The sequence below is a fragment of the Arthrobacter sp. NPDC093125 genome (assembly GCF_044754225.1).
Lineage (GTDB): Bacteria > Actinomycetota > Actinomycetes > Actinomycetales > Micrococcaceae > Arthrobacter.
Window position 1 is genome coordinate 519,142 of sequence record NZ_JBIVOQ010000001.1, and the last position, 21,103, is coordinate 540,244.

Here is a 21,103-nt window from a genome sequence, read left to right on the forward strand (position 1 = left end):
CAAAGGCAGGGAAGTACTCCAAGCGGCATTTGTCTACGCTGTTGGCGAAGCGTTTTGGGCCATGTTCCGGGCCATGCTGGCGTCCACATTTTCCCCAGCCAGAATTTCTCCCACCCACGCATGCGCGGCACGGAATGCTTCGTCGGAGGTGTGGGGGGCCACCACCGGGCTCTGCTCATCAGCCCGCCCGTACGAACCCAGGAAGCGGGTGGCGGGGCTGATGCGGTGCAGACCCGCGAGGGCGTCCGCCACCCGGGCGTCCGCTACGTGACCGTCGGCGTCAATGCTGAAGAAATAATGGCCAAGGTACTGCCCGGTTGGCCGTGATTCGATGCGGCTCAGGTTCACGCCCCTGGTGGCGAACTGGTCAAGAATCTCCATAAGGGCACCCGGGCGGTCTTCCGGCAGCGGCACCACGACGGTGGTCTTGTCCGCGCCGGTCCGGGCAGGCAGGACCCCGGGACGGCTGACCAAAATGAAGCGTGTCACTGCGCCCGGGTTGTCCCCGATGTTCTCAGCGAGGACACGCAGACCGGGCTGCTCGGCCGCGACGATGGGCGCGCAGATGGCGGCATCGTAGGGGGCGCCCTCCTCGAGCAGCCCCATGGCCGCGGCCGCTGTGGAGGAGCCGGGAATATATTCGGCACCGGGAATATGGGCATCCACCCAGAACCTGCACTGCGCCCAGGCGTGGCCGTGGGTGGACACACGCCGGATCTGCCCTATGTTCACGCCCGGCCGGGCCACCAGCACGAAACTGATGGGAACGAGTGCTTCGCGGATGATCCGCAGTTCCTGGCCGCTGGCAATGGCATCAAGGGTGGCAGTGACGCCGCCCTCAACCGAGTTCTCGATGGGCACCATCGCGGCGTCCGCGGAACCCTCGCGGACCTTGTCCAGTGCGCTGTTCACATTGGATGACGGGATTCGGATGGCCTGGGCCGCACCCGGAACCTGCAGCAGCGCTGCCTCGGTAAACGTGCCCTCGGGGCCAAGAAAGGTGTAGATCACAGAATGACAGGCTTCAGCCCGTTGTCCGAGACCAGCGGCTTCCCGGACTCAAGCCACTGGTCCATGCCGCCCGCCACATTGACGGCCGAGTACCCTTGCCCGACCAGCCACTGCGCCGCCCGGAACGATCGCCCGCCGGTGCGGCAGATGACGTAGAGGTCCTGGTCCGGATCCAGGTCATCGAGGCGGCCGGGAAGCTGGTCCAGCGGAATATGGACCGCTCCCTCGGCGTGCCCGGCCACCCACTCGTAGTCTTCGCGCACGTCCAGAATGGCAGCGTCTGCCGGAACGTCGTTGACAGTGACGGTATCGAAGTCGCTCATGGGAATCCTCTCCTTGGCCGCAGGTTCTCAAGACCAGCGTATCGCCAGCCGGCGGGCCTGCGCTCCGCCCGCGGCACGTTAGGCTGTGTGCACCATGCACAATGAGGGCTGCCTTGACTGAGATCCACGATCTTTCCGCCGTCCAGCTCAGGGACAACCTGCGGTCCGGCGAGCTCTCGGCGCGGGAGGCCGCCGTGCACTTCCTCGGAAGAATCACAGCCGCCAACCCCCGGCTGGGCGCCTTCATAACAGTCACCGGGGAGATGGCACTGGCGGACGCCGCCGCTGCTGACGTGCTCCGGTCACGTCGGCCGGTGGAGGAGCTTGCCCCGCTGCACGGCATGCCGCTGGCCTTCAAGGACCTCACCGACGTGGCCGGAGTGGTCACCACCCACGGCAGCGCAGCCCTCGAGCGCCGGCCGGCTCCGGTGGACGGCGCCCTGGCCTCTGCCCTGAGAACTGCCGGGACCATCTGCCTGGGCAAAACGCAGGTGCCCGAGTTCGGGCTCACGGCCTACAGCGAAAACAGGATCGCGCCGCCGTCGCGCAATCCCCACGCGCTGAGCCGCAGCTCGGGCGGCTCCTCCGGCGGCAGTGCGGCGGCGGTGGCTGCGAAGCTGCTCCCGTTCGCACCGGGATCCGACGGCGGCGGTTCGGTCCGGATTCCGGCTGCTGCCTGCGGCCTCGTGGGCCTCAAGCCTGGCCGCGGACTGGTCCCCGCCGGCGAAAGCACCGGGGATCCGGCCGGCCTGGTGGTTGCCGGGCCGCTCGCCCGCTCTGCTGCGGACGCGGCGCTCCTGCTCGATGCACTGGTTCCGGACGGCCCTGGATACCTGAATGCACTGGGGGAAGAGCCGCCGGCCCTGCGGATTGGCGTGAGCATGGACAGTCCGTGGTCCGGCATCTTTCCCTTCACACCGGACAAGGAGGCGCTGGACGCGCTGGCGGCAGGTGTCGGGATGCTGACGGCGGCGGGACACGACGTCATCAACGCGGACATCCGCTATGACAACCGCTACCCGGCCGCCTTCACAACTGCCTGGACGGCCGGGGTCGGAGCAGCCCGTATCGCGCCCCAGCGCGAGGCGCTGCTGGCGCCGCTCACCCGCACCTTCCGGCGTCGCGCCCAGCAGCGCAGCGCTGCCAAACTGAACGAGTCACTGGCCTTCCTGCGCCAGTTCCAGCGGGACACGGTTGCCCAGTACGCCGGTTGGGACCTGATCCTGACACCGTCGCTGGCCCAGACCCCGCGGCCGGTGGGCTGGTTCACGGGTTCCGCGCACGGCGACGGTCATTGGCCGGTGTCCGAGTGGACCGGGGACGCCGATGACGACTACCGGAAGCAGTGCGAGTTCGCGCCCTGGTCCTCCATGGTCAACGTCTGCGGCCTTCCGGCGGTGAGCATCCCGGTGCACTGGACGGGCAGAACCATCGATTCCCGAGAAGGAGGCGGCGCGCCCGGTCTGCCGATGGGAATTCAGCTCATTGGCAGGACGGGTTCGGAAAAACTGCTCCTGCAGGTCGCGGCTCAGCTGGGGTTCTAGGGATGCGGCCGGATAGCCTGGGGCGTACGCTACCCGGATGACCCCAATGACGCGCGTCCCCGTGGAGCAGCGCCGGTACTCCCGCTCCCCCGGGGAGGCAGCCGACGTCGAACTTTTGCCCGCGGGCGATGTCACCCAGCGCGTGGTGCGGGTCGGAGGCACCGTCCGGCGCCCCCGCCAGCCGCAGAGTCTGGCAGTGGCGGACTATCTGGACTGGCTGGAAGATGCCGGATTCGAAGGTTCCCCGCGGTTCCTGGGCCGAGACGCGGCCGGCCGCGACGTTCTGACATTCCTGTCCGGGGTCTGCGCCGGTCCCGTCCCCGGGAAATGGGTGCAGTCGGAGGAACTGCTGGCGTCCGTGGCGCAATTGGTGCGCCGCCTGCACGGCGCCTCCGCCAGCTTCGTCCCCTCAGCGCACCCGTTTCCGCAGCACCCCTTAGCGGCGGGGCGCCTGCACTCAGGGCAGGACGGGCTGGTCTGCCATCTGGACGTGACTCCGCAAAACGTGGTGGTCCGCGGAGGATCGGCCGTGGGCCTGATCGATTTTGACCTTGCCGGTCCCGCTACCGCCTTCCGGGACTCCTTCAACACTGCCATGCACTGGGTGCCGCTCCGGGATCCTGCCGACGCATGGCACGGCTGGGAAAGACTGGACCCGTTCCGGCGGCTCCGCATCTTCGCCGATGCCTACGGATGGACGGCGGAAGAAAGACTGCGGCTGCCGGAGTTCGGCGCGGAGGCCGCCAGCCTTTCCTACCGCCGCATGAAGCACAACGCCAGCGCATTGGGGGGAGGCTGGGCTCGGATGTGGGCCGAAGGAGTGGGTGCCATCATCGAGCGCAGGAGGGCGTGGTTGAAAGTCAACAGCGGCTGCCTGGTCAGGGCCCTGATGGATTAGCGCCCGGACCTCACGCGTTGGTGTAGGAACTGGTGGCCGCGACGCTGAACAGCATCGCCAGGCCAACGAGCGCCAGCACAGTCAGGGCGAGTCCGATGTACCCCATCACCAGGCCCGCAATGGCGAGTCCGCGCCCCGAGGGCTCACGCCGCAGGGCCATGTGGCCCAGGATGACGGCTGCGATCTGCGGCAGCAGGATGAAGCCAAAACCTGCATAGACAGCAATGCCGCAGCACAGGCTGGCGATGCTCAGGCCCTTTGGCTGGGCGGGCATTCCCGCGTAGGGCTGGCCGTAAGGTCCTGAATACTGCGGGTTATATTGCTGCCCGTACTGCTGGCCATGTTGCCGGCCGTAATAGGGTTGCTGCCCGTATTGCTGGGAATGCTGCCCGTATTGCTCGCCATATTGGCGGCCCTGCTGGCCATAGGAAGGGTACAGCGGCGGCGGCGCGGGAATGTCCCGCGGGGGAATGTACGACGGCGGCTGGTCACCGCTTGCTGCCGGGTCGCCGTCCGCCCCGTTGTGGCGTTGCTCTGTCATCGCAATCCCCTCTGAAATGTCCTAGGCAAAACATTACAGCGGCGCGTCCCATAGGATCCCCGGCATTTTCCGTCATAGGGACCGGATTCCGGACATCTCGTGTTGCCTCCCGCCGTCGTCTGGCATGCTGGTGCCATGGCTAGCCGCGCGGGCACAGTTGCCCAACCCCACGACCTTGTTGACCTGACCGCTCTTCTGGATGCGTACTACGACGTCAAACCCGACCTTGCCGATCCCGGGCAGCGCGTCGCCTTTGGCACCTCCGGACACCGCGGATCCAGCCTGAAGGCGTCCTTCAATGAGGCCCATATCGTGGCCATTACGCAGGCGATCGTGGAATACCGGGCAGGGCAGGGCATCACCGGCCCGCTGTTCCTGGCCAAGGACACGCACGGACTCAGCGAACCGGCGCAGAACTCGGCCTTGGAGGTCCTGGCCGCAAACGGTGTGAAGGTCCTGATTGACGCCCGTCACGGCTACACGCCCACTCCTGCCCTGAGCCACGCGATCCTCACGTACAACCGCAACGCCCCGGCCGGCGCCCCGCAGGCCGACGGCATCGTCGTTACCCCCAGCCACAACCCTCCCGCCGACGGCGGCTTCAAGTACAACCCGCCGCACGGCGGACCCGCGGACACGGACGCCACCGGCTGGATTGCCAACCGCGCCAATGAACTGCTGGAAAACGGCCTCCGCGGCGTGAAGCGGATTCCGGTGGCCGAAGCCCTGGAGGCCGAGACCACTGGCAAGTTCGACTTCCTCAGCAGCTATGTGGACGACCTGCCCTCGGTACTGGACCTGAACGCCATCCGCGAGGCGGGCGTCCGGATCGGCGCCGATCCCATGGGCGGCGCCTCCGTGGACTACTGGGGCGAAATCGGCGAACGCCACCACCTGAACCTCACCGTGGTCAACCCCACGGTCGATCCGCAGTGGGCGTTCATGACGCTGGACTGGGACGAAAAGATCCGCATGGACTGCTCCTCGCCCTCCGCCATGGCCTCGCTCATCAACCGCATGTCCGACGGGGCCGGCTTCGACGTCGCCACCGGCAACGACGCAGACGCCGACCGGCACGGCATCGTGACGCCGGACGGCGGCCTGATGAACCCGAACCACTACCTCGCCGTCGCGATCGACTACCTGTACCGCCACCGCACCGGCTGGAACCCGGGCTCGGTGATCGGCAAGACCCTGGTCTCCTCCTCCATCATCGACCGCGTCGCCGAAAGCCTCGGCCGCAAGCTCGTCGAGGTGCCGGTGGGCTTCAAGTGGTTCGTTCCCGGCCTGCTGTCCGGCGAAGGCGCCTTCGGTGGTGAGGAATCCGCGGGGGCCTCCTTCAACAAGATGGACGGCAGCGTCTGGACCACCGACAAGGACGGCATCCTGCTGGCCCTGCTCGCCTCTGAGATCACCGCTGTCACGGGCAAGTCGCCGTCGCAGCTGTACAAGGGACTCACCGACCAGTTCGGGGACCCGGTGTACGCCCGGATCGACGCCGCTGCGACGCGGGAGCAGAAAGCGGCGCTCGGCAAGCTGTCGCCGTCGGACGTCACCGCAACCGAGCTGGCCGGGGAGACGATCACCGCCAAGCTGACCGAAGCGCCCGGCAACGGGGCGTCCATCGGGGGGCTGAAGGTGGTCACGGAGAACGCCTGGTTCGCCGCCCGCCCGTCCGGCACCGAGGACGTCTACAAGATCTACGCCGAATCCTTCAAGGGCGCCGACCACCTGAAGCAGGTGCAGGCGGAGGCCAAGGCACTGGTGGACGGGGTTATCTCCTAAACGCCACCGCCGGTCCTGCGACCCATTTCACCGGCGTAAAAAAGGCGGAACGGGACTAGAATTTTAAGCAGGCCCGGATGCATGCCTTGCAGTTTCGACTGCAGAAATACTGCCCCGATTGCCTCCGGAATGTCCCCCATGTTGCCGGAGGCAATCGCGCGTTCCGGGCACACGACAGCTTTAGCAAAAGCGGGATTTGACGAAGGCCGGGCTGCTGATGCGGCCCGGCCTTCGTCTATAGCTGGATCATGCGTGGATCACACCGTGCGGACAACGTCCTCGTAGGCGAACTTGGGCTTCGCCTCGCCCCAGGCCTCGGGACCGGGCTGGCCGATGTTGACCACGAGGAAGCTCTTCTGGTCCCCGGCCGGGAAGAACTCGGCGTCGATGGCGGCGAAGTCCGCCCCCGTCATGGGCCCGGCGGCGAAGCCGAGTGAACGCACGGCGAGAATGAAGTAACCCGCCTGCAGGTGGGCGTTGTTGTTGCCCGTGGAGGCTGCCAGGTCCTCGGAAGCGTCGTACATGGCCTTGGGGGCGTTGTAGCCCGGGAGGAAGCTGTCCCACTGTTCCTGCCACGAAGTGTCGTAGCTCAGAATCGCCACAAGCGGTGCGGAAGCCGTCTTGGCACGGTTGCCGCTCAAGAGCTTCTCAACCAGCTTGGCGCGGGCCTCGTCGGAGCGGACATAGGTCACGCGCAGCGGCTGGGAATTGAAGGCGGTGGGGCCGAACTTGGTCAGTTCGTAGATGGCCCGGGCCTGCTGCTCCGTCACCTCGCCGGTGAAGGCGTTGGCCGTGCGTGCTTCGGCGAAAATCGCGTCTACAGCGGCGGAATCGATTACGGCTTCTTCGTGGGCAATTGTCATTGGCTATCCTTTCGCTGAGCCGCCGTTCCCTGCGGGACCGGCGACGCTCCTGCTTTCCATGGTTTCAACCGGAGGCGGCAGCATCCTCTTCCCCGAACAGTCCATTTCCAAACGTGAGTTTCAGCACATGGCCCCTTAGCGGCTCTCCCTGCGCCTCTCCCCTGTGACACCCCGCGCGGTATTGTTGCTCCGACAGATCCCACGCCCAACAGCGGGCACCCCCTTTGAAAGGCCCCGGCCATGAGCTTGCTCGGAACCAAATGGAAGCTGCACGGCAACGGCAAGTCGGTCCGCCCCGGCGAAGTGGTGGCACCCGGGGAGCGGCTCACCTGGCCCATCACGATCGGCGTGGGGATGCAGCATGTGGTGGCCATGTTCGGGGCCACGTTCCTGGTGCCCATCATCACGGGAATGCCGCCTGCCACCACCTTGTTTTTCTCCGGCATCGGCACCCTGCTGTTCCTGGTGATCACGCAGGGACGCGTTCCCAGCTACCTCGGTTCCAGCTTTGCGTTCATTGCGCCCATCATGGCGTCCCAGCAGCAGTACGGCGTTCCCGGCGCCCTCGGCGGCGTGGTCCTGGCCGGCGTCGGACTGGCAATCATCGGCGCCATCGTTCAGAAGTTCGGGGCCGGCTGGATCAACCGGCTCATGCCGCCCATCGTCACCGGCGCCATCGTGGCGCTGATCGGCCTGAACCTCGCTCCCGCAGCCAAGAACAACTTCGATGCCGCACCCATGACAGCGCTCATCACCCTGGCCACCATCATTTTGGTGAGCGTCCTCTTCCGCGGGATCATCGGCCGCCTCAGCATCCTCGTGGGCGTCGTCGTGGGCTACCTTGCCGCCATGATTCGCGGCGAAGTGGACTATTCGAAGATGGAGGCAGCTGCTTGGGTGGGCCTGCCCCACTTCCAGACACCCGAATTCCACCTCGGAGTGGTGGGCCTGTTCGTTCCGGTGGTCCTGGTACTGGCGGCGGAGAACATCGGGCACGTGAAGTCAGTGTCCGCCATGACCGGGCAGAACCTCGACGGCGTCTCTGGACGCGCGCTCATGGCCGACGGCGCCGCCACGGTACTGGCAGGGGCCGGCGGCGGATCGGGCACCACCACCTACGCCGAGAACATCGGCGTCATGGCCGCCACGAGGGTCTACTCCACGGCCGCGTACTGGGTGGCCGGCACCTTCGCCATCCTGCTGAGCTTCTCCCCCAAATTCGGCGAGCTGATCGCCACTGTGCCGCCAGGCGTGCTGGGCGGGGCCGCAACGATGCTGTACGGCATGATCGGTATCCTCGGCGTCAAGATCTGGGTCCAGAACAAGGTCAACTTCTCCAACCCCGTGAACCTGACCACCGCCGCCGTCGCGCTCATCATCGGCATTGCGGACTACACCTGGACCATCGGTGACCTGCAGTTCACCGGCATCGCCCTGGGGTCTGCCGCGGCCCTGGTGATCTACCACGGCATGAAGGCCATCGCGAAGGCCCGGGGCACCGCCACGGAACCCGAGACCGAGCAGGCCGGCCTACCTCCCGCCGCCAAGGCAGCCATCAACGCCGCCGCCAAGAGGTCCCCCAAGAAGCGCTAGGCACCGTGGTCAGCGCAAATCTGCACCACATTCCGTGCCAACAAAGCCCTGGCGCCACCGGATTCCGGCGGCGCCAGGGCTTTGGCGGTTTTAAAAGCGGTTTCAAAGCGGTGCAGAAATGCCCGTTCGCGGGCCGCCGCGGCGGGAGCTATCCGGCGTCGAAGGTTTCATCCTCGTCATTCGGTGACTTTTCCTGCGGAAGATCATTGCCGCTGCCGTCCGGAATTCCCGCAGCCTCCTGTCCGGACTCGGAGGAGAACTGGCCCCCGCCCTGCCCATCGGCGTTGCCCGCGTCGATCTCCGCCTCCGACGACGGCACCGCCGAGTCACCGGCGGCCTCCGCAGCGGCGTCACCGGTCAGCCCGTCGGCTTCCCGCGGAACCGGAACCTCCCCGGGAGCGGGATCGAAGCCTGCGCGGGAAATGTCACCCTCGGCATGGAGCTGTTCGTCAATCCCGCCGAAACGGCCCGCGCCGGGTTCGCCGGCGCTGTCCTGGTCCTCTTCAGCGAAGTGGCTGAGGTTCGGGGTGCCGGTGGGGAATGACTCGCCCTCGGGGCTGTCCTGGTTCAGGCCCGCCTCGTCGAAGTCCTCCTCCTCGCGGGGCTGGGCGAACTGCTTGCCGCCCATCTCCTGCTCCACGGTGGGGGTGCCGTATCCTCCTGCTTCCTCTTCGGGGGCCGACTGCTGGTTGTCCTGGCTCATGTGATCCTCCTCGTTGAATACTCGTTCGCTGGGAAAAGCTGGCAATAACTGGACTTAGTCTCTTACAGCCCCTTGCCCCCGGTGACCGGAAGCACGGCGCCGGAGATGTACGAGCCGGCGTCGGAGGCGAGCAGCACATATGCGGCTGCAAGCTCGGCGGGCTGGCCGGCGCGCTGCAGCGGAGTGTCCTGCCCAAACTTGGGCAGCTTGTCCGGCCACTCCGTCGCGGGGATGAGCGGGGTCCAGATCGGACCGGGCGCCACGGCGTTCACGCGGATTCCCTTGGGTCCAAGCTCCTGGGCCAGCGCCTTGGTGAAGGCCACCTGGGCGGCCTTGGTCATGGCGTAGTCGATCAGGCCCGGGGAGGGATTGAAAGCCTGGATGGAGGACGTGGCGATGATGGACGCCCCGGCTTGGAGGTGCGGCACTGCGGCCCGGGCGGTCCACATCAGGGAATACAGGTTGGTCTGGAAGACGCGGTCGAATTCCTCTGTGGGCAGCGACTCGAAGCTGTCCCGGTTTTTCTGGTAGGCAGCGTTAAGCACCACGACGTCGAGCCGTCCGAACTCCGCGACGGCGTCATCCACGATCTTTGTGCTGAAGTCCTCACTGCGGCCGTCGCCGGGAAGGAGCAGCGCACGCCGTCCGGTCTTGCGGATCCATTCCGCCGTGTCCTGCGCGTCCTGTTCCTCCTCCGGAAGGTAGGAGATGGCGACGTCTGCGCCTTCGCGGGCGAAGGCAATGGCCACAGCCTTCCCGATGCCCGAGTCGCCGCCCGTGATGAGCGCGGCCTTGCCCTCGAGCTTGTCGCTGCCCTCGTAGCTCCGCTCGCCGTGGTCCGGCTGCGGATCCATCGGCGCGGTCAGGCCCGGCTGCTTCTGTTCCTGCTCGGGGAAAGGGCCTGAGTGGTACGTACCACGGGGATCCCTGGGCTGGTCAGGCTGTTTTGCTGAATCACTCATCGTCCACCTATTCACGGTCTCGTCACTTACGGGGCAGGTCGTTCAGCGCCCGGAATCAGGGCGGCTCCAGGTTGCGCGCCTCCCGCTCCCCTTCCGAGGCTTCGGGCGGCCGGCTCTTCGAACCTAACGCAGCGCTGAGGACCAAGTCCACCACCAGCCTACAATTAGTCAGCAAACTTATCAGTTGTTGAATTCGGCGGCGGTTGAGCCTAGGTTTGGAGCACACACCAGCTGCCTGGCCGGATGGAGGAGGATGCATGACTGATCCGGATGCCCCAGCCCGCAGCGGCCGGAACGAGACCCGGGAAGAGCAGCTCGACCGGAACTGGATGGAGCTGATCCAGGAGCTTCGCGTCCTGCAGACGGGTGTGCAGATCCTCGCAGGCTTCCTGCTGACGCTGCCGTTCCAGTCCCGCTTCGAAGACCTCGACGATTTCCAGACGAACCTCTACCTGGTGAACGTGGCGCTGGCAGCTTTGACCACCGCCTTCATCCTCCTCCCGGTCAGCGTGCACCGCCGCCTTTTCCGAAAGCGGCTCAAGGAAACCCTCGTGAGCAGCGCGGACAACATCACCAAGATCGCGTTGAGCGGCGTAGCGGCCCTCAGCGTGGGAACGGCTGCACTCGTTTTCGACGTGACAGCCGGCCGCAGCGCCGGCCTTATCGCCGGCGGTGTTTTGCTGGCAGTGCTCGTTCTCCTCCTGGCTTACGTTCCCATGCACCTGCACCGCAGTGCGCGGAAGCAGGGCGAGGAAGCGGGCGAATAGTTCGGAAAAGAGCTGCCGGCTCAGGCGCCCTCGAGCACCTGACTGGTGGCCCGCGCCAGGTAGGGCCCCGCATTCGCGATCGCCTCCGCCGGGCTGGGTGCAATATCGAGCAGTTGCGCTGCGGCCACTACTCCATGTTCTGCCAACTCCTCGGGAGTGACCAGGATCCGCCCGGCCACCACCACCACGGGGATGCCCCGCTCACGGGCAGCCTGCGCCAGGGCGATGGGCGCCTTTCCCGTCAGCGACTGGGAATCCATGGACCCCTCCCCGGTGATCACCAGGTCGGCGCCCTGGAGGTGGTCGGCGAGTCCGGTCAGCCCGGCGACCAGTGAGAAGCCGCCTTCCAGCGTGGCCTGGGTGAAGGCAAGGAAGGACGCCGGGAACCCGCCCGCCGCTCCGGCTCCCGGAACGTTGACGTCCCTGCCGGTGGCCTCCCGGAGGATGGACGCCCAGTTGCGCAGGCCGGCGTCGAGCTTCTCCACGGCGTCCTCGTCCGCCCCCTTCTGGGGGCCAAAGACGGCGGCGGCGCCGGTGCTGCCGAACAGGGGGTTCCGGACATCGACGGCGATCCGGAAGTTCACCGCTGAGAGCCGGGGGTCGAGGCCGGAGGCATCGAGAGCCGCGACGTCGGCAAGGGACCCGCCGCCCAGAGGGACCACGTTGCCTGCCGCGTCCAGCGGCTTCAGACCCAGGGCGCGCAGGGCACCGCTGCCGCCGTCGGTCATGGCCGAACCGCCCACGCCCAGCACGATCTCGGTGGCTCCGGCTTCCAGTGCTGCCGCGATGAGCTGTCCGCAGCCGTAGCTGTGTGCCCTGAGGGCGTTCTCCGGCGTCGGCTCCATGTGGGCCAGCCCGGACGCCTGGGCGGTTTCGATGACGGCGGTGATGCCGGCGGCGTCCTTCCGCAGAGCCCATGCGGCGCCGATGGGCGCCAGGATGGGACCGACGACGGCGTTGAGCCGCTCTTCGTAGCCCGCGGCGACCGCCGCTTCAAGCGTCCCTTCGCCGCCGTCGGCGATCGGGAACTGCGTGGCGACGGCGTCGGGATACACCCGGAGGGCGCCTTCGGCGATGGCGGCGGCGGCTTCGACGGCGGTCAGGGAGCCCTTGAACTTGTCCGGGGCGATAAGGATGCGCATGCCACCATCCTGCCAGCATCCTGCGGAACGCGCGTGCCGTTTCCGGAATGCGGGCAGGGGCGCGGCACTCCGCGCCAGCCCGCGTCAGTCGCCCGCCTCCTCCTGCGCGGCGTAGGTGTCCAGGAGCTCACCGGCTCCCCGCCCCTCCGTCCCTTCAGCAGCGATTGCCGACCGCATGCCGTCCAGCTTTTCGGCGCCGGCGGGGAACGGCGGCAGGAGCGGGATGTCCGGATCCGTCAGGACTTCGATGACCACGGGGCGGTCGGCCGTGAAGGCCCGGTCCCAGGCGTCGGCCAGCTGCCCGGGCGCGTCTACCCGGATCCCCGTGAGGCCCAGGAGCTCCGCATACCCCGCGTAGGGAAAGTCCGGGATCTCCTGGCTGGCCCCGAAGCGCGGTTCGGCCTCGGTTTCCCGCTGCTCCCAGGTGACTTCGGCAAGCTCGCGGTTGTTGAAGACGCAGACCACAAACCTCGGATCGGCCCAGCCCTGCCAGCGGTGTGCCACCGTCACCAGCTCGGCAACACCCGCCATCTGCATGGCGCCGTCTCCGGCGAGCGCCACCAGCGGCCGGTCGGGCCGGGCCAGCTTGGCCGCGATCCCGTAGGGGATGGAGCAGCCCATGCTGGCGAGGGTCCCGGACAGGTGCGCCGGCACTCCCGGCGGGAGGGTGAGCTGGCGGGCGTACCAGTAAACGCAACTTCCGACGTCGACACTCACCTGCGCGTTGTCCGGCAGCCTCCCGCTGAGTTCGCGGACCACGAGTTCAGGGTTGACGGGCTTGGCGGGGACGCGGGAACGCTCCTCCGACAGCGCGCGCCAGTTGCTGACCTGCTCCTCCACCTCAGCCCGCCATCGCTTGCGGGCATCCGTACGGGCATCGGCACCACCATCAGCACCGCCAGCACCGTTGGGGCCGCCGTCGAGCCTGCCCGCCAGCTCGCGCAGCGTTTCCGCGGCGTCGCCCACGAGGCCCACCTCCACCGGGTACCGGTTGCCCACTTTCCGGCCGTCGATGTCGATCTGGACAGCACGTGCCGCCCCCGGCTTTGGGTAAAACTCGGTCCAGGGGTCGTTCGAGCCCACAATCAGCAGGGTGTCGCAGCTGCCCAGGAGGTGCGCGCTGGCGGTGGATCCGAGGTGGCCCATAGTGCCGGCGGCAAAGGGCAGCGTTTCATCCATGTAGGGCTTGCCCAGGAGGCTGGTGGTGATCCCCGCGCCCAGCTTTTCCGCGATGGCGGCCACTTCTTCCTGGGCGTGCTTCGCCCCCTGGCCCACCAGGAGCGCCACCTTGCTGCCGGCGTTGAGGACCTCTGCCGCTCTTGCGAGGTCGTCCCCGTGGGGCAGCACGCGTGCCGGCTGCCATTCCGGCGCTGTCACGATGATGCCGTGCTGCTGCTCAAGTTCCGGTGCCGGGGCCTTCTGGATGTCGTGCGGGACGATCACCACGCACGGCGTCCGGGTCTCCAGGGCCGTCCGGAAGGCGCGGTCCAGCACCATGGGAAGCTGCTCCGGAGTGCTGACCATCTGGGCAAACTGGGCAGCCACGTCCTTGAAGAGCGTCAGGAGGTCGATTTCCTGCATGTAGGCCGACCCCAGCACGCTGCGGCTCTGCTGCCCGATGATGGCCACCAACGGAACGCTGTCCAGCTTGGCGTCGTAGAGACCATTCAGCAGGTGCACGGCGCCAGGGCCCTGCGTGGAGGTTACGACGCCCACTCCGCCCGTGTACTTGGCGTGGCCCACAGCCATGAAGGCAGCTGTCTCCTCGTGCCGGGCCTGGACGAACTGCATGCTGTCCCCGGCGCGGCGGAGGGCTCCCATGAAGCCGTTGATGCCGTCGCCGCTGTAGCCGAAAACCCTGTTGACACCCCATGCTGCGAGGCGTTCCACCATGACGTCCGCAACGAGCCGTTCTGCCATTGCACTCTCCCCTGCTTGAGTTCGGCGGGCAGGGACGTGCCCCACCCTGGTTCCTGCATGCGTGATTCGTGCTTTTTGTGATTCCCTGCCTGCGGCGGGAGCGCTGAATTACTCGTCGTGCCCCTGGTCCCGGCTCATCTGGTCCTCCGCCGGCGGGGTTTCTCCCGGCGGCACGCCACCGCCCGGCTCGAGTCCTGTGATGTTGCCGTTCAAGGGGTCGGGGTTGGGTGAGGCCCCGGTGTCTTCCCGCTCGGTTTCCTGGTGGTGCTGGTCGCCGGCGGCGGCGCGGTCGGGGTTCGCGGGGTCGTTCTCGGGATGGTAGCTGCTCATAATCCTTTAATCCTCCGTCGTTGGTCATGTCCAGGTGACGCGGGACCGCGGGAGGGCGTGAAGCCTAGCGCCCGGGAACCCGCTGGCACTGGACTAATTGTAAGCATGCTGATAATTCTGGAACAGTCAGATGCCGCGAACTCCGGGGCCCCGCCCGGAGGTGACCGAAGGAGCAAGCTGATGGGAATCGGCGACAGCATAGGAAAAGCAGCGGAAAACGCCATGGAGGATCTGGCGGGAACGTCCGAGCCAACGGATGACGCGCACGTGCCGGAACCGGGCGCAAAGGACGACGACATCCAGGTTCACTCCTCCATCAGCGAAGGTTCCAACGCAATGGACGACGACGACAGCCCGGCAGGCGCTGGAACCGGCGGGTCAGGCTATACGCAGGGCACCGGAACGGCGGCAAGCGGCGGAGCGGGTACGGGCGGCGCAGCAGCGGGAAGCACCGCCGGTGCAGCCGGTGAAGGCGACACAGGAACCGGAACAGGCATTCCGGACGCCGGTGGCATCGGCGCGGCAGAAGGCTCCGGCACGCCCGGGCACGTCGCAGGTTCGGCAGGGCTTCCCGATCCCGATCCGGACGAGCTCAGGGCCGACCCCTCCGAGGCTGACCAAGACCCCACCACCGGAATGGGCCGCTCGTAGGCCGCCGCTGATAAAGCAGGGCCAGGAGCCTCACGACCAGACGCCGCGGCTCTCGAGGACTTCCCTGAGCAGGTCGGCGCGGTCGGAGACGAGGCCGTCCACGCCCATGTCCAGGAGCACGTGCATCTTGGCGGGATCGTTGATGGTCCACACGTGGACGTAAAGCCCCAGTGCGTGCGCCCGGCGGACGAAGCCGGGCGTCACCACGGGAAGGCCCCGGTATTGGATCGGTACCTGCAGTGCGTCCACGTCCCGCAGCACACGCCCGAGGAACACCCGCGCGAAGAAACGCAGGCCGGGGATGGACAGCAGCGGGGACACCGCCACGAAGGCAGCGTTGGCCGCGGTTCCCGCGGAGGCGGCGGTGCGCCGGCTGAGCAGCCGCAGTACCGCCCGCCGTCGCCGGTCTGAGAAGCTGGCGATCAGCACGCGGTCATGGACTGCGTTCTTTTCTATCGCTTCTGCCAGGCTCCGGACGGAGTTCCAGTCCTTGACGTCAAGGTTAAACCGGGTGCCAGGAAGCGCCGCCACGACCTGGTCGAAGGTGGGGACCGTTTCCTGCCCGCGGATCAGGGCCTTGCCCACCTCTTCGGCGGTCAGCTCCGTGATCCTTCCGGTGCGGTCCGTGACCCGGTCCAGCACCGCGTCGTGGAAGAGGAGCACCACCCCGTCCGCGGTGGTGTGCACGTCTGTTTCGAGGTAGTGGTAGCCCAGGTCCACAGCAGCCCGGAAGGCTGACAGGGAGTTCTCCAGGCCATCCAGGGAAAACCCGCGGTGCGCCATGGCGACCGGTTTGCCGTTCTCCTGCGCGGAGAAAAAGGGCAGCGTCACGGCCGTTTACTGCAGGCTGACGCCGAGCTCGGCGAGCTTTTCCTCGAGAATCTGGGCCACGCCGTCGTCGTCAAAATGCGGAGCCTGCTGCCCGGCAGCACGGATCGCCTCCGGATGCCCGCTGGCCATTGCATAACCGTGACCGGCCCAGCGGAGCATTTCGATGTCGTTGGGCATGTCGCCGAAAGCCACGACGTCGGCGGCGCCGATCCCCAGCGAAGCGGCGTATTCAGCCAGCGTGACGGCCTTGTTGATGCCCGGCACCGACAGCTCCAGCATGGCCACAGTGGGTGCCGAGTGCGTGACGTTGGCAAGGCCTCCGACGGCGGGAGCCACCTCGGCGAGGAAGGCGTCCGCTGTCCCTTCGCGGACGATGGCAAGGAACTTCACGACGGCGTCGTCCGCGGTGAGTGTCTGGGCCAGGGGCGCCGGGGTGAATTCGGACAGGATCTCGGCCGTGTCGTTTTCGATGAAGCCCGGCTCCAGGTGGAAGCCGGTGAGGGTTTCGGCGGCAAAGAGGGCGGTGGGGCGGAGGCTCTTGATGATCCGGCGGGCTTCGAACATGTCAGCGAGCGCCATGGCCCGGGCGGAAACCAGCCTGTCCTCCTCGAGGTCCCACACCACTGCTCCGTTCGAGCAGATCACCGTTCCCGTGTGGCCAAGCTGCTCTTCGAGGGGATGCAGCCAGCGCGGAGGGCGGCCGGTCACAAAGACGAGTTCGACGCCGGCTTCCCGGCAGGCGTGGAAGGCACGGACGGTGCGGTCGCTGATTCTGCCGTCGTGCCCCAGGATCGTTCCGTCTATGTCACTCGCTACCAACCGCATGGTGCAAGTCTACGTGGGCGGCAAACGCGCCCCGGCGGATCCATTCCCATCGCGCCCCCGCGGGCACATAGTTATCCCATGAGTGATGCGCAACGACGCGTGCAACCCAGACTGCTGGCATTGCTGGTGGCACTGGGGCTTCTGGTCCCGCTGTTTGCAGCCTGCAACTTCTGGCCGCAGGGCAGCAGCAACATCCCGGCAGCTTCGCCTGCCGCGCCGCCGCCGGTAACATCCACGGCTGCGGCGCCCAAGAAAACCACTCCGGCACCGAAGCCGAAACCGAAGCCTGCTGCACCCCCGGCTGACCGGCTTCGGGGACGGCCGGTGAACATCCTGCTTATCGGCAGCGACACGCGGGGGACCAACGCGAAGGACACCGTGCGGAGGGTTGACACGGACCAGCGTGCTGACGCCCTTTTCCTGGTCCATGTCTCGGCCGACCGCAAGAGCGTCCACGGCATCTCCGTCATGCGCGACCTCTGGGCCGAGATCCCCGGCTACGGCTACTCAAAGATCAATGACGGCCTTGCCTGGGGCGGCGTGCCCGCCATGAGGGAAGCCGCCGGGGCACTGTTCGGCCAGCGCATAGACCATTCGATCGTGATCGACTTCGGCCGGTTCGTGGAACTGGTCGATGCCCTTGGCGGTGTCCGGGTTGACGTCCGGACGCCCTTCACGTCGACCCACGACAGCGGGCACACGTTCCCGCAGGGCTTGCAGACACTCAACGGCGCCCATGCCCTGGAGTTCGTCCGGGAACGCTACGCCTTCAGCGACGGGGACTACCAGCGGGTACGGAACCAGCAGACCTTCCTCAAGGCGCTGGTCGCCGAACTCCTCCAGCCCAAGACCCTCACGAACGCCGATACCCTCCGCAACACCGTGGCTTCCCTCTCCCGCATCGTTGCCGTCAGCACCGGGCTCAACCAGGAAGCTCTGGCAGGACTCGCATACAGCCTGCGCAATCTCCAGCTGAGGAACACCACGTTCTTCGCCCTGCCCACGGCAGGGGTGGGCACCTCGTTCGACGGAAGGTCGATTGTCCTGCAGGATCCCGTGGCGCTGGCCGGGCTCCGGGCAGCCCTGGCCCGCGACCGCGTGGGCCAGTACATCAGGGATGCAGGAATCAGGGATATCCGCTGAGGTAGGGCGGCCGCCCCAGGCCGGCGCCGCTCCCCGAACGACTGGCCTTAAGCCTGCGGCTGGCCCCGCGCCCCCTAGAGCCCCGGCGCCTCTCCCAGTTCAGCGCGCAGCTGCGAGAGCCGGCCGTAGGCAGCGTCGCGGTAGGCCAGCAGCGCGGCCTTGTCCTGCGAACCAATGTCCAGGAAACCCCGCCCGCTCTTGAGCCCAAGGTTGCCTTCCGCGACGGCAGCGGCCAGCGCTTCCGGAGCAGCAAACCGTTCACCATAGGCCTTCTCCAGGGTGCGGAACGATGATTCGTAGACGTCCAGTCCCGCCATATCGCCGATCGCAAACGGTCCGAACAGTGCCAGCCGGAACCCGAAGGTGTTGCTCACCACCGCGTCGATTTGCGAGGGAGCAGCAACGCCCTCCTCGACAATCCGGACTGCTTCCTTGTACAGCGCGAACTGCAGCCGGTTGGCGACGAATCCCGGGGTATCCGCGACCCGTGCCGGTGTCTTGCCCAGTCCGCGGATAAGGGCCTCTGCGAGATCCAGCACTGCGGGTGCGGTGTCCGGGCCGGGAATGAGTTCGACGCCGGGGATGAAGGGCGCCGGATTCATCCAGTGGACGCCGAGGAACCTCTCCGGGCTGCTCACGGAGTTGGCCAGCTGCCCGATCGGGATCGCCGAGGTGTTCGTGCCGATGACAGCGCCGCCCGGGGCGGCGCCGGAAATGCGGCCGAGGATGGCGGCCTTGAGGTCGGGATCCTCCGGAACCGCCTCGGCAATGTAGTCCGCTTCCGCCACAGCCTCCTCGATGCTGCCGGCAGCGGCAAGGTTTTTTCCGATGGTATCGGCGGCACCTGCGGGCATCAGCCCCTGGGCTTCAAACTGCCCCGCCTGTTCCACCAGGCGCACGCGGGCACGCTCGGCGGTCTCGCCGTCGACGTCCCCCAGCAGGACTTTGTTGCCGTGCAGTGCGAGTACCTGGGCGATTCCGCCGCCCATGTAGCCCGAGCCGACGACGGCGGTGTTGGAGATGGTGTCGATGATCTTCATGAAGGTGCTCCAGTCGGTTGTGCGGGGACGTGGTTACTCCGGCGGCGGGTCAGCGGATGGTGTAGCCGCCGTCGACGGCGAGGGTCTGGCCCGTGATCAGGGAAGCGGCGTCGCTGAGCAGGAACGCCACGGCCCCGGAAATGTCCTCCGGTTCGCCGAAGCGCCCCGCGGGAATGCGGGACAGGAGTTCCGCGGCCCACTCGGGGCGGCTGAGGGTGGAAGCGGTCAGTTCCGTACGGACGAACGTCGGGGCCACGGCGTTGACCCGGATACCGGCGGACGCCCACTCCAGGGCAAGGATCTTGGTGAGGTGGATCAGGCCCGCCTTGCTGGTCCCGTAGGCCGCCCTTTCCTCGATGCCGACAATTCCGGCCTGGGAGGCGATGTTGACCACCGCCCCGGGCAGGCCCTTGTCCAGCCAGTGCCGCGCCAAGGCGGTGGTCAGGAAGAAACCGCCCTTGAGGTTGGTGTCCATGACCGAGTCCCAGTCGTCCTCCGTCAGCTCCACGGCGGGCTTGGGCACATTGATCCCGGCGTTGTTGACCAGCAGATCGATGCCGCCGCTTTCCGCCAGGAGGGAGTCGATGAAGCCGTTAATGCTGCCGGTGTTGGTGACGTCGACGGCGAGGGGGGCGGTTCCGTATCGTTCGCTGATCCGCTGGGCGCTCGCAGCATCCCGGCTGGTGCCGTAAACAGTGGCCCCGCACTCGGCAAGGCCATCAGCGATGGCCCTGCCGAGTCCCCGTGCCGCGCCTGTGACCAGCGCTGTCTTGCCGTCCAGGCGGAAGTTAGGCACGTTGGTGTCCTCTTAGTTGTCGAACGTGTGGTCGGACCAGGGCAGGGAGGTGCCGCGGTACTTGGCGGCCCGGACGTCGCCGGAGCGGGCGTGGCCTTCGAACCGTTCCACCCTGGAGGCACGGCCGCAGAGCTCGCCGAAGAAGGCGCTGGATTCGGTGTTGGTCACTTCCTGGTAGGTGACGGTGCGCAGGTACTTGCCGACCCAGAGGCCGCCCGTGTAGCGGGCCGCGCCGCGGGTGGGCAGGACGTGGTTGGTGCCGATGACCTTGTCGCCGTAGGAGACGCAGGTTCCTTCGCCAAGGAAGAGGGCGCCGTAGTCGTGCATCTTCCCGAGTGCCTCACGCGGGTTCTGGGTGAGGATCTGCACGTGCTCGTAGGCGTACTCATCGGCCAGTGCATAGGCGTCGTCGAGGTTCCCGACGACGTGGACCGCGCCCCAGTCGCTCCAGGCCGGTCCGGCGTAGTCGCGGGTCGGCATGTCTACGAGGATCGTGTCGATGTGCTCGATGACCTTGCGGCCCAGTTCCTCGCTGGTGGTGATCAGGACGGCGGGGGAATCAGGGCCGTGCTCCGCCTGGGAGAGGAGGTCCACGGCGACGATGAACGGGTCAGCGTGCTCGTCGGCCACAATGAGGACTTCGGTGGGCCCGGCGAAGAGGTCGATGCCGACCTCGCCGAAGAGCTGGCGCTTTGCCTCCGCAACGAAGGCGTTGCCGGGGCCGGCCAGCATGTTGACCGGCTTGATGGTCTCGGTGCCGATGGCCAGGGCCGCGACTGCCTGGATGCCGCCGAGGAGGTAGATTTCGTCTGCGCCGGCCAGGTGCATGGCAGCGACGGTGGCGTCCGGGACTTCACCCTGGATCAGCGGCGTGCAGGCCGCCACGCGCTCCACGCCGGCAACCTTCGCGGTCACGATGGTCATGTGGGCGCTGGCCAGCAGCGGGTACTTTCCGCCGGGGATGTAAGCGCCGGCAGCCTGGACCGGAACGTTCTTCTGTCCCAGGAACACCCCGGGCAGCGTTTCAATTTCGAAGTCGGAGAGGGATTCGAGCTGCTTCCGGGCCATGGTGCGGACCTGCTCCTGGACGAACGTGATGTCCTCGATGACCTGTTCAGGGACGCGGGCCATGATCTCGTCCAGCTGCTCCTGGCTGAGCAGGAACGACTCCGGCGCGTGCTTGTCGAACTTCTGTGAGTATTCGCGAACGGCCTCGTCGCCGCGCTCGCGGATATCCGCAATGACGGCCTCCACAGTGGCACGGACCTCGGGAGTGCTGCCCCGCGCCACGCTGCTGCGGGCGGGCTCCTTCAGCAGGGTGGACTTCACGGCGGAGCTGATTGCTGTTGTAACGGTCATCAGGATTACCTTCCATCTTCGTTGATGGGCGACCACTGGAACGCCCTGAGCCAGACCCGCGGGCCTGCCTGGAAAT

General features: G+C 67.1%; 21 protein-coding genes. 7 read left to right on the forward strand and 14 right to left on the reverse strand.

Annotation, left to right across the window (positions count from 1 at the left end; genetic code table 11):
* Nucleotides 1-33: 33 nt before the first annotated feature.
* Both pheA and ACIP9X_RS02395 read right to left on the reverse strand, forming a co-directional pair.
* Nucleotides 34-1,011 carry a prephenate dehydratase gene (gene pheA, locus ACIP9X_RS02390; RefSeq protein WP_400478113.1) on the reverse strand — a complete coding sequence of 326 codons (978 nt, stop codon included), beginning with the start codon at nt 1,009-1,011 and terminating at the stop codon, nt 34-36.
* Nucleotides 1,008-1,334, reverse strand: coding sequence for a rhodanese-like domain-containing protein (locus tag ACIP9X_RS02395; protein ID WP_400478114.1), 327 nt, complete (start codon nt 1,332-1,334; stop codon nt 1,008-1,010). Before ACIP9X_RS02395 ends, pheA begins: the two co-directional genes overlap by 4 nt.
* Before the next feature lie 113 nt (nt 1,335-1,447).
* On the opposite strand from ACIP9X_RS02395, the gene ACIP9X_RS02400 reads away from it, so the two are divergent.
* A complete protein-coding gene (locus ACIP9X_RS02400) occupies nt 1,448-2,878 on the forward strand; it encodes an amidase (RefSeq protein ID WP_400478115.1) in 1,431 nt (476 codons plus the stop codon).
* A gap of 37 nt (nt 2,879-2,915) precedes the next feature.
* Nucleotides 2,916-3,776 carry a phosphotransferase gene (locus ACIP9X_RS02405; RefSeq protein ID WP_400478116.1) on the forward strand — a complete coding sequence of 287 codons (861 nt, stop codon included), beginning with the start codon at nt 2,916-2,918 and terminating at the stop codon, nt 3,774-3,776.
* Nucleotides 3,777-3,786: 10 nt separating this feature from the next.
* Here the strand turns inward: ACIP9X_RS02405 and ACIP9X_RS02410 are convergent, their stop codons facing one another.
* The gene (locus ACIP9X_RS02410) at nt 3,787-4,317 is read right to left on the reverse strand and encodes a DUF4190 domain-containing protein (RefSeq protein WP_400478117.1); all 531 of its coding nucleotides are present in this window, start codon (nt 4,315-4,317) and stop codon (nt 3,787-3,789) included.
* A gap of 135 nt (nt 4,318-4,452) precedes the next feature.
* Here ACIP9X_RS02410 and pgm point away from each other — a divergent pair, with 135 nt between their 5' ends.
* The gene (pgm, locus tag ACIP9X_RS02415) at nt 4,453-6,102 is read left to right on the forward strand and encodes a phosphoglucomutase (alpha-D-glucose-1,6-bisphosphate-dependent) (protein ID WP_400478118.1); all 1,650 of its coding nucleotides are present in this window, start codon (nt 4,453-4,455) and stop codon (nt 6,100-6,102) included.
* A 257-nt stretch (nt 6,103-6,359) separates the two neighbouring features.
* Here pgm and ACIP9X_RS02420 read toward each other — a convergent pair whose 3' ends face one another.
* Complete coding sequence (locus ACIP9X_RS02420) at nt 6,360-6,965, reverse strand: malonic semialdehyde reductase (RefSeq protein ID WP_400478119.1); 606 nt, start codon at nt 6,963-6,965, stop codon at nt 6,360-6,362.
* A gap of 240 nt (nt 6,966-7,205) precedes the next feature.
* On the opposite strand from ACIP9X_RS02420, the gene ACIP9X_RS02425 reads away from it, so the two are divergent.
* The gene (locus tag ACIP9X_RS02425) at nt 7,206-8,558 is read left to right on the forward strand and encodes a uracil-xanthine permease family protein (protein ID WP_400478120.1); all 1,353 of its coding nucleotides are present in this window, start codon (nt 7,206-7,208) and stop codon (nt 8,556-8,558) included.
* Between the two features lie 148 nt (nt 8,559-8,706).
* Here the strand turns inward: ACIP9X_RS02425 and ACIP9X_RS02430 are convergent, their stop codons facing one another.
* Together ACIP9X_RS02430 and ACIP9X_RS02435 are read right to left on the reverse strand one after the other, a co-directional pair.
* Complete coding sequence (locus tag ACIP9X_RS02430) at nt 8,707-9,261, reverse strand: hypothetical protein (protein WP_400478121.1); 555 nt, start codon at nt 9,259-9,261, stop codon at nt 8,707-8,709.
* Nucleotides 9,262-9,323: 62 nt separating this feature from the next.
* Complete coding sequence (locus tag ACIP9X_RS02435; RefSeq protein ID WP_400478122.1) at nt 9,324-10,223, reverse strand: SDR family oxidoreductase; 900 nt, start codon at nt 10,221-10,223, stop codon at nt 9,324-9,326.
* A gap of 257 nt (nt 10,224-10,480) precedes the next feature.
* Between ACIP9X_RS02435 and ACIP9X_RS02440 the strand changes: the two genes are divergently transcribed.
* Nucleotides 10,481-10,990 carry a DUF6328 family protein gene (locus tag ACIP9X_RS02440; RefSeq protein WP_400478123.1) on the forward strand — a complete coding sequence of 170 codons (510 nt, stop codon included), beginning with the start codon at nt 10,481-10,483 and terminating at the stop codon, nt 10,988-10,990.
* A gap of 20 nt (nt 10,991-11,010) precedes the next feature.
* On the opposite strand, the gene ACIP9X_RS02445 is transcribed toward ACIP9X_RS02440, so the two are convergent.
* The 3 genes from ACIP9X_RS02445 to ACIP9X_RS02455 form a co-directional block, all read right to left on the reverse strand.
* A complete protein-coding gene (locus tag ACIP9X_RS02445) occupies nt 11,011-12,132 on the reverse strand; it encodes a glycerate kinase (protein WP_400478124.1) in 1,122 nt (373 codons plus the stop codon).
* Between the two features lie 84 nt (nt 12,133-12,216).
* Nucleotides 12,217-14,052: a thiamine pyrophosphate-requiring protein gene (locus ACIP9X_RS02450; RefSeq protein WP_400478125.1), complete on the reverse strand. Its 1,836-nt coding sequence runs from the start codon at nt 14,050-14,052 to the stop codon at nt 12,217-12,219.
* A 108-nt stretch (nt 14,053-14,160) separates the two neighbouring features.
* Nucleotides 14,161-14,382 (reverse strand): DUF6480 family protein, encoded by a 222-nt coding sequence (locus ACIP9X_RS02455; RefSeq protein WP_400478126.1) that lies wholly within the window; start codon nt 14,380-14,382, stop codon nt 14,161-14,163.
* Nucleotides 14,383-14,562: 180 nt separating this feature from the next.
* On the opposite strand from ACIP9X_RS02455, the gene ACIP9X_RS02460 reads away from it, so the two are divergent.
* Complete coding sequence (locus tag ACIP9X_RS02460; protein ID WP_400478127.1) at nt 14,563-15,033, forward strand: hypothetical protein; 471 nt, start codon at nt 14,563-14,565, stop codon at nt 15,031-15,033.
* Between the two features lie 30 nt (nt 15,034-15,063).
* Here the strand turns inward: ACIP9X_RS02460 and ACIP9X_RS02465 are convergent, their stop codons facing one another.
* Entirely contained in the window at nt 15,064-15,864 is an 801-nt protein-coding gene (locus ACIP9X_RS02465) for a glycerophosphodiester phosphodiesterase family protein (RefSeq protein WP_400478128.1), read from the reverse strand.
* Nucleotides 15,865-15,870: 6 nt separating this feature from the next.
* Entirely contained in the window at nt 15,871-16,689 is an 819-nt protein-coding gene (locus tag ACIP9X_RS02470; RefSeq protein WP_400478129.1) for an HAD family hydrolase, read from the reverse strand.
* 78 nt (nt 16,690-16,767) lie between these two features.
* On the opposite strand from ACIP9X_RS02470, the gene ACIP9X_RS02475 reads away from it, so the two are divergent.
* Nucleotides 16,768-17,832, forward strand: coding sequence for an LCP family protein (locus ACIP9X_RS02475; protein WP_400478130.1), 1,065 nt, complete (start codon nt 16,768-16,770; stop codon nt 17,830-17,832).
* A 74-nt stretch (nt 17,833-17,906) separates the two neighbouring features.
* On the opposite strand, the gene ACIP9X_RS02480 is transcribed toward ACIP9X_RS02475, so the two are convergent.
* The 3 genes from ACIP9X_RS02480 to hisD are packed head-to-tail and all read right to left on the reverse strand — an operon-like array spanning nt 17,907 to nt 21,027.
* Nucleotides 17,907-18,872, reverse strand: coding sequence for a 3-hydroxyacyl-CoA dehydrogenase family protein (locus tag ACIP9X_RS02480; RefSeq protein WP_400478131.1), 966 nt, complete (start codon nt 18,870-18,872; stop codon nt 17,907-17,909).
* A 49-nt stretch (nt 18,873-18,921) separates the two neighbouring features.
* A complete protein-coding gene (locus tag ACIP9X_RS02485; RefSeq protein ID WP_400478132.1) occupies nt 18,922-19,668 on the reverse strand; it encodes an SDR family NAD(P)-dependent oxidoreductase in 747 nt (248 codons plus the stop codon).
* A gap of 12 nt (nt 19,669-19,680) precedes the next feature.
* Complete coding sequence (hisD, locus tag ACIP9X_RS02490; RefSeq protein WP_400478133.1) at nt 19,681-21,027, reverse strand: histidinol dehydrogenase; 1,347 nt, start codon at nt 21,025-21,027, stop codon at nt 19,681-19,683.
* Between the last annotated feature and the right edge of the window lie 76 nt (nt 21,028-21,103).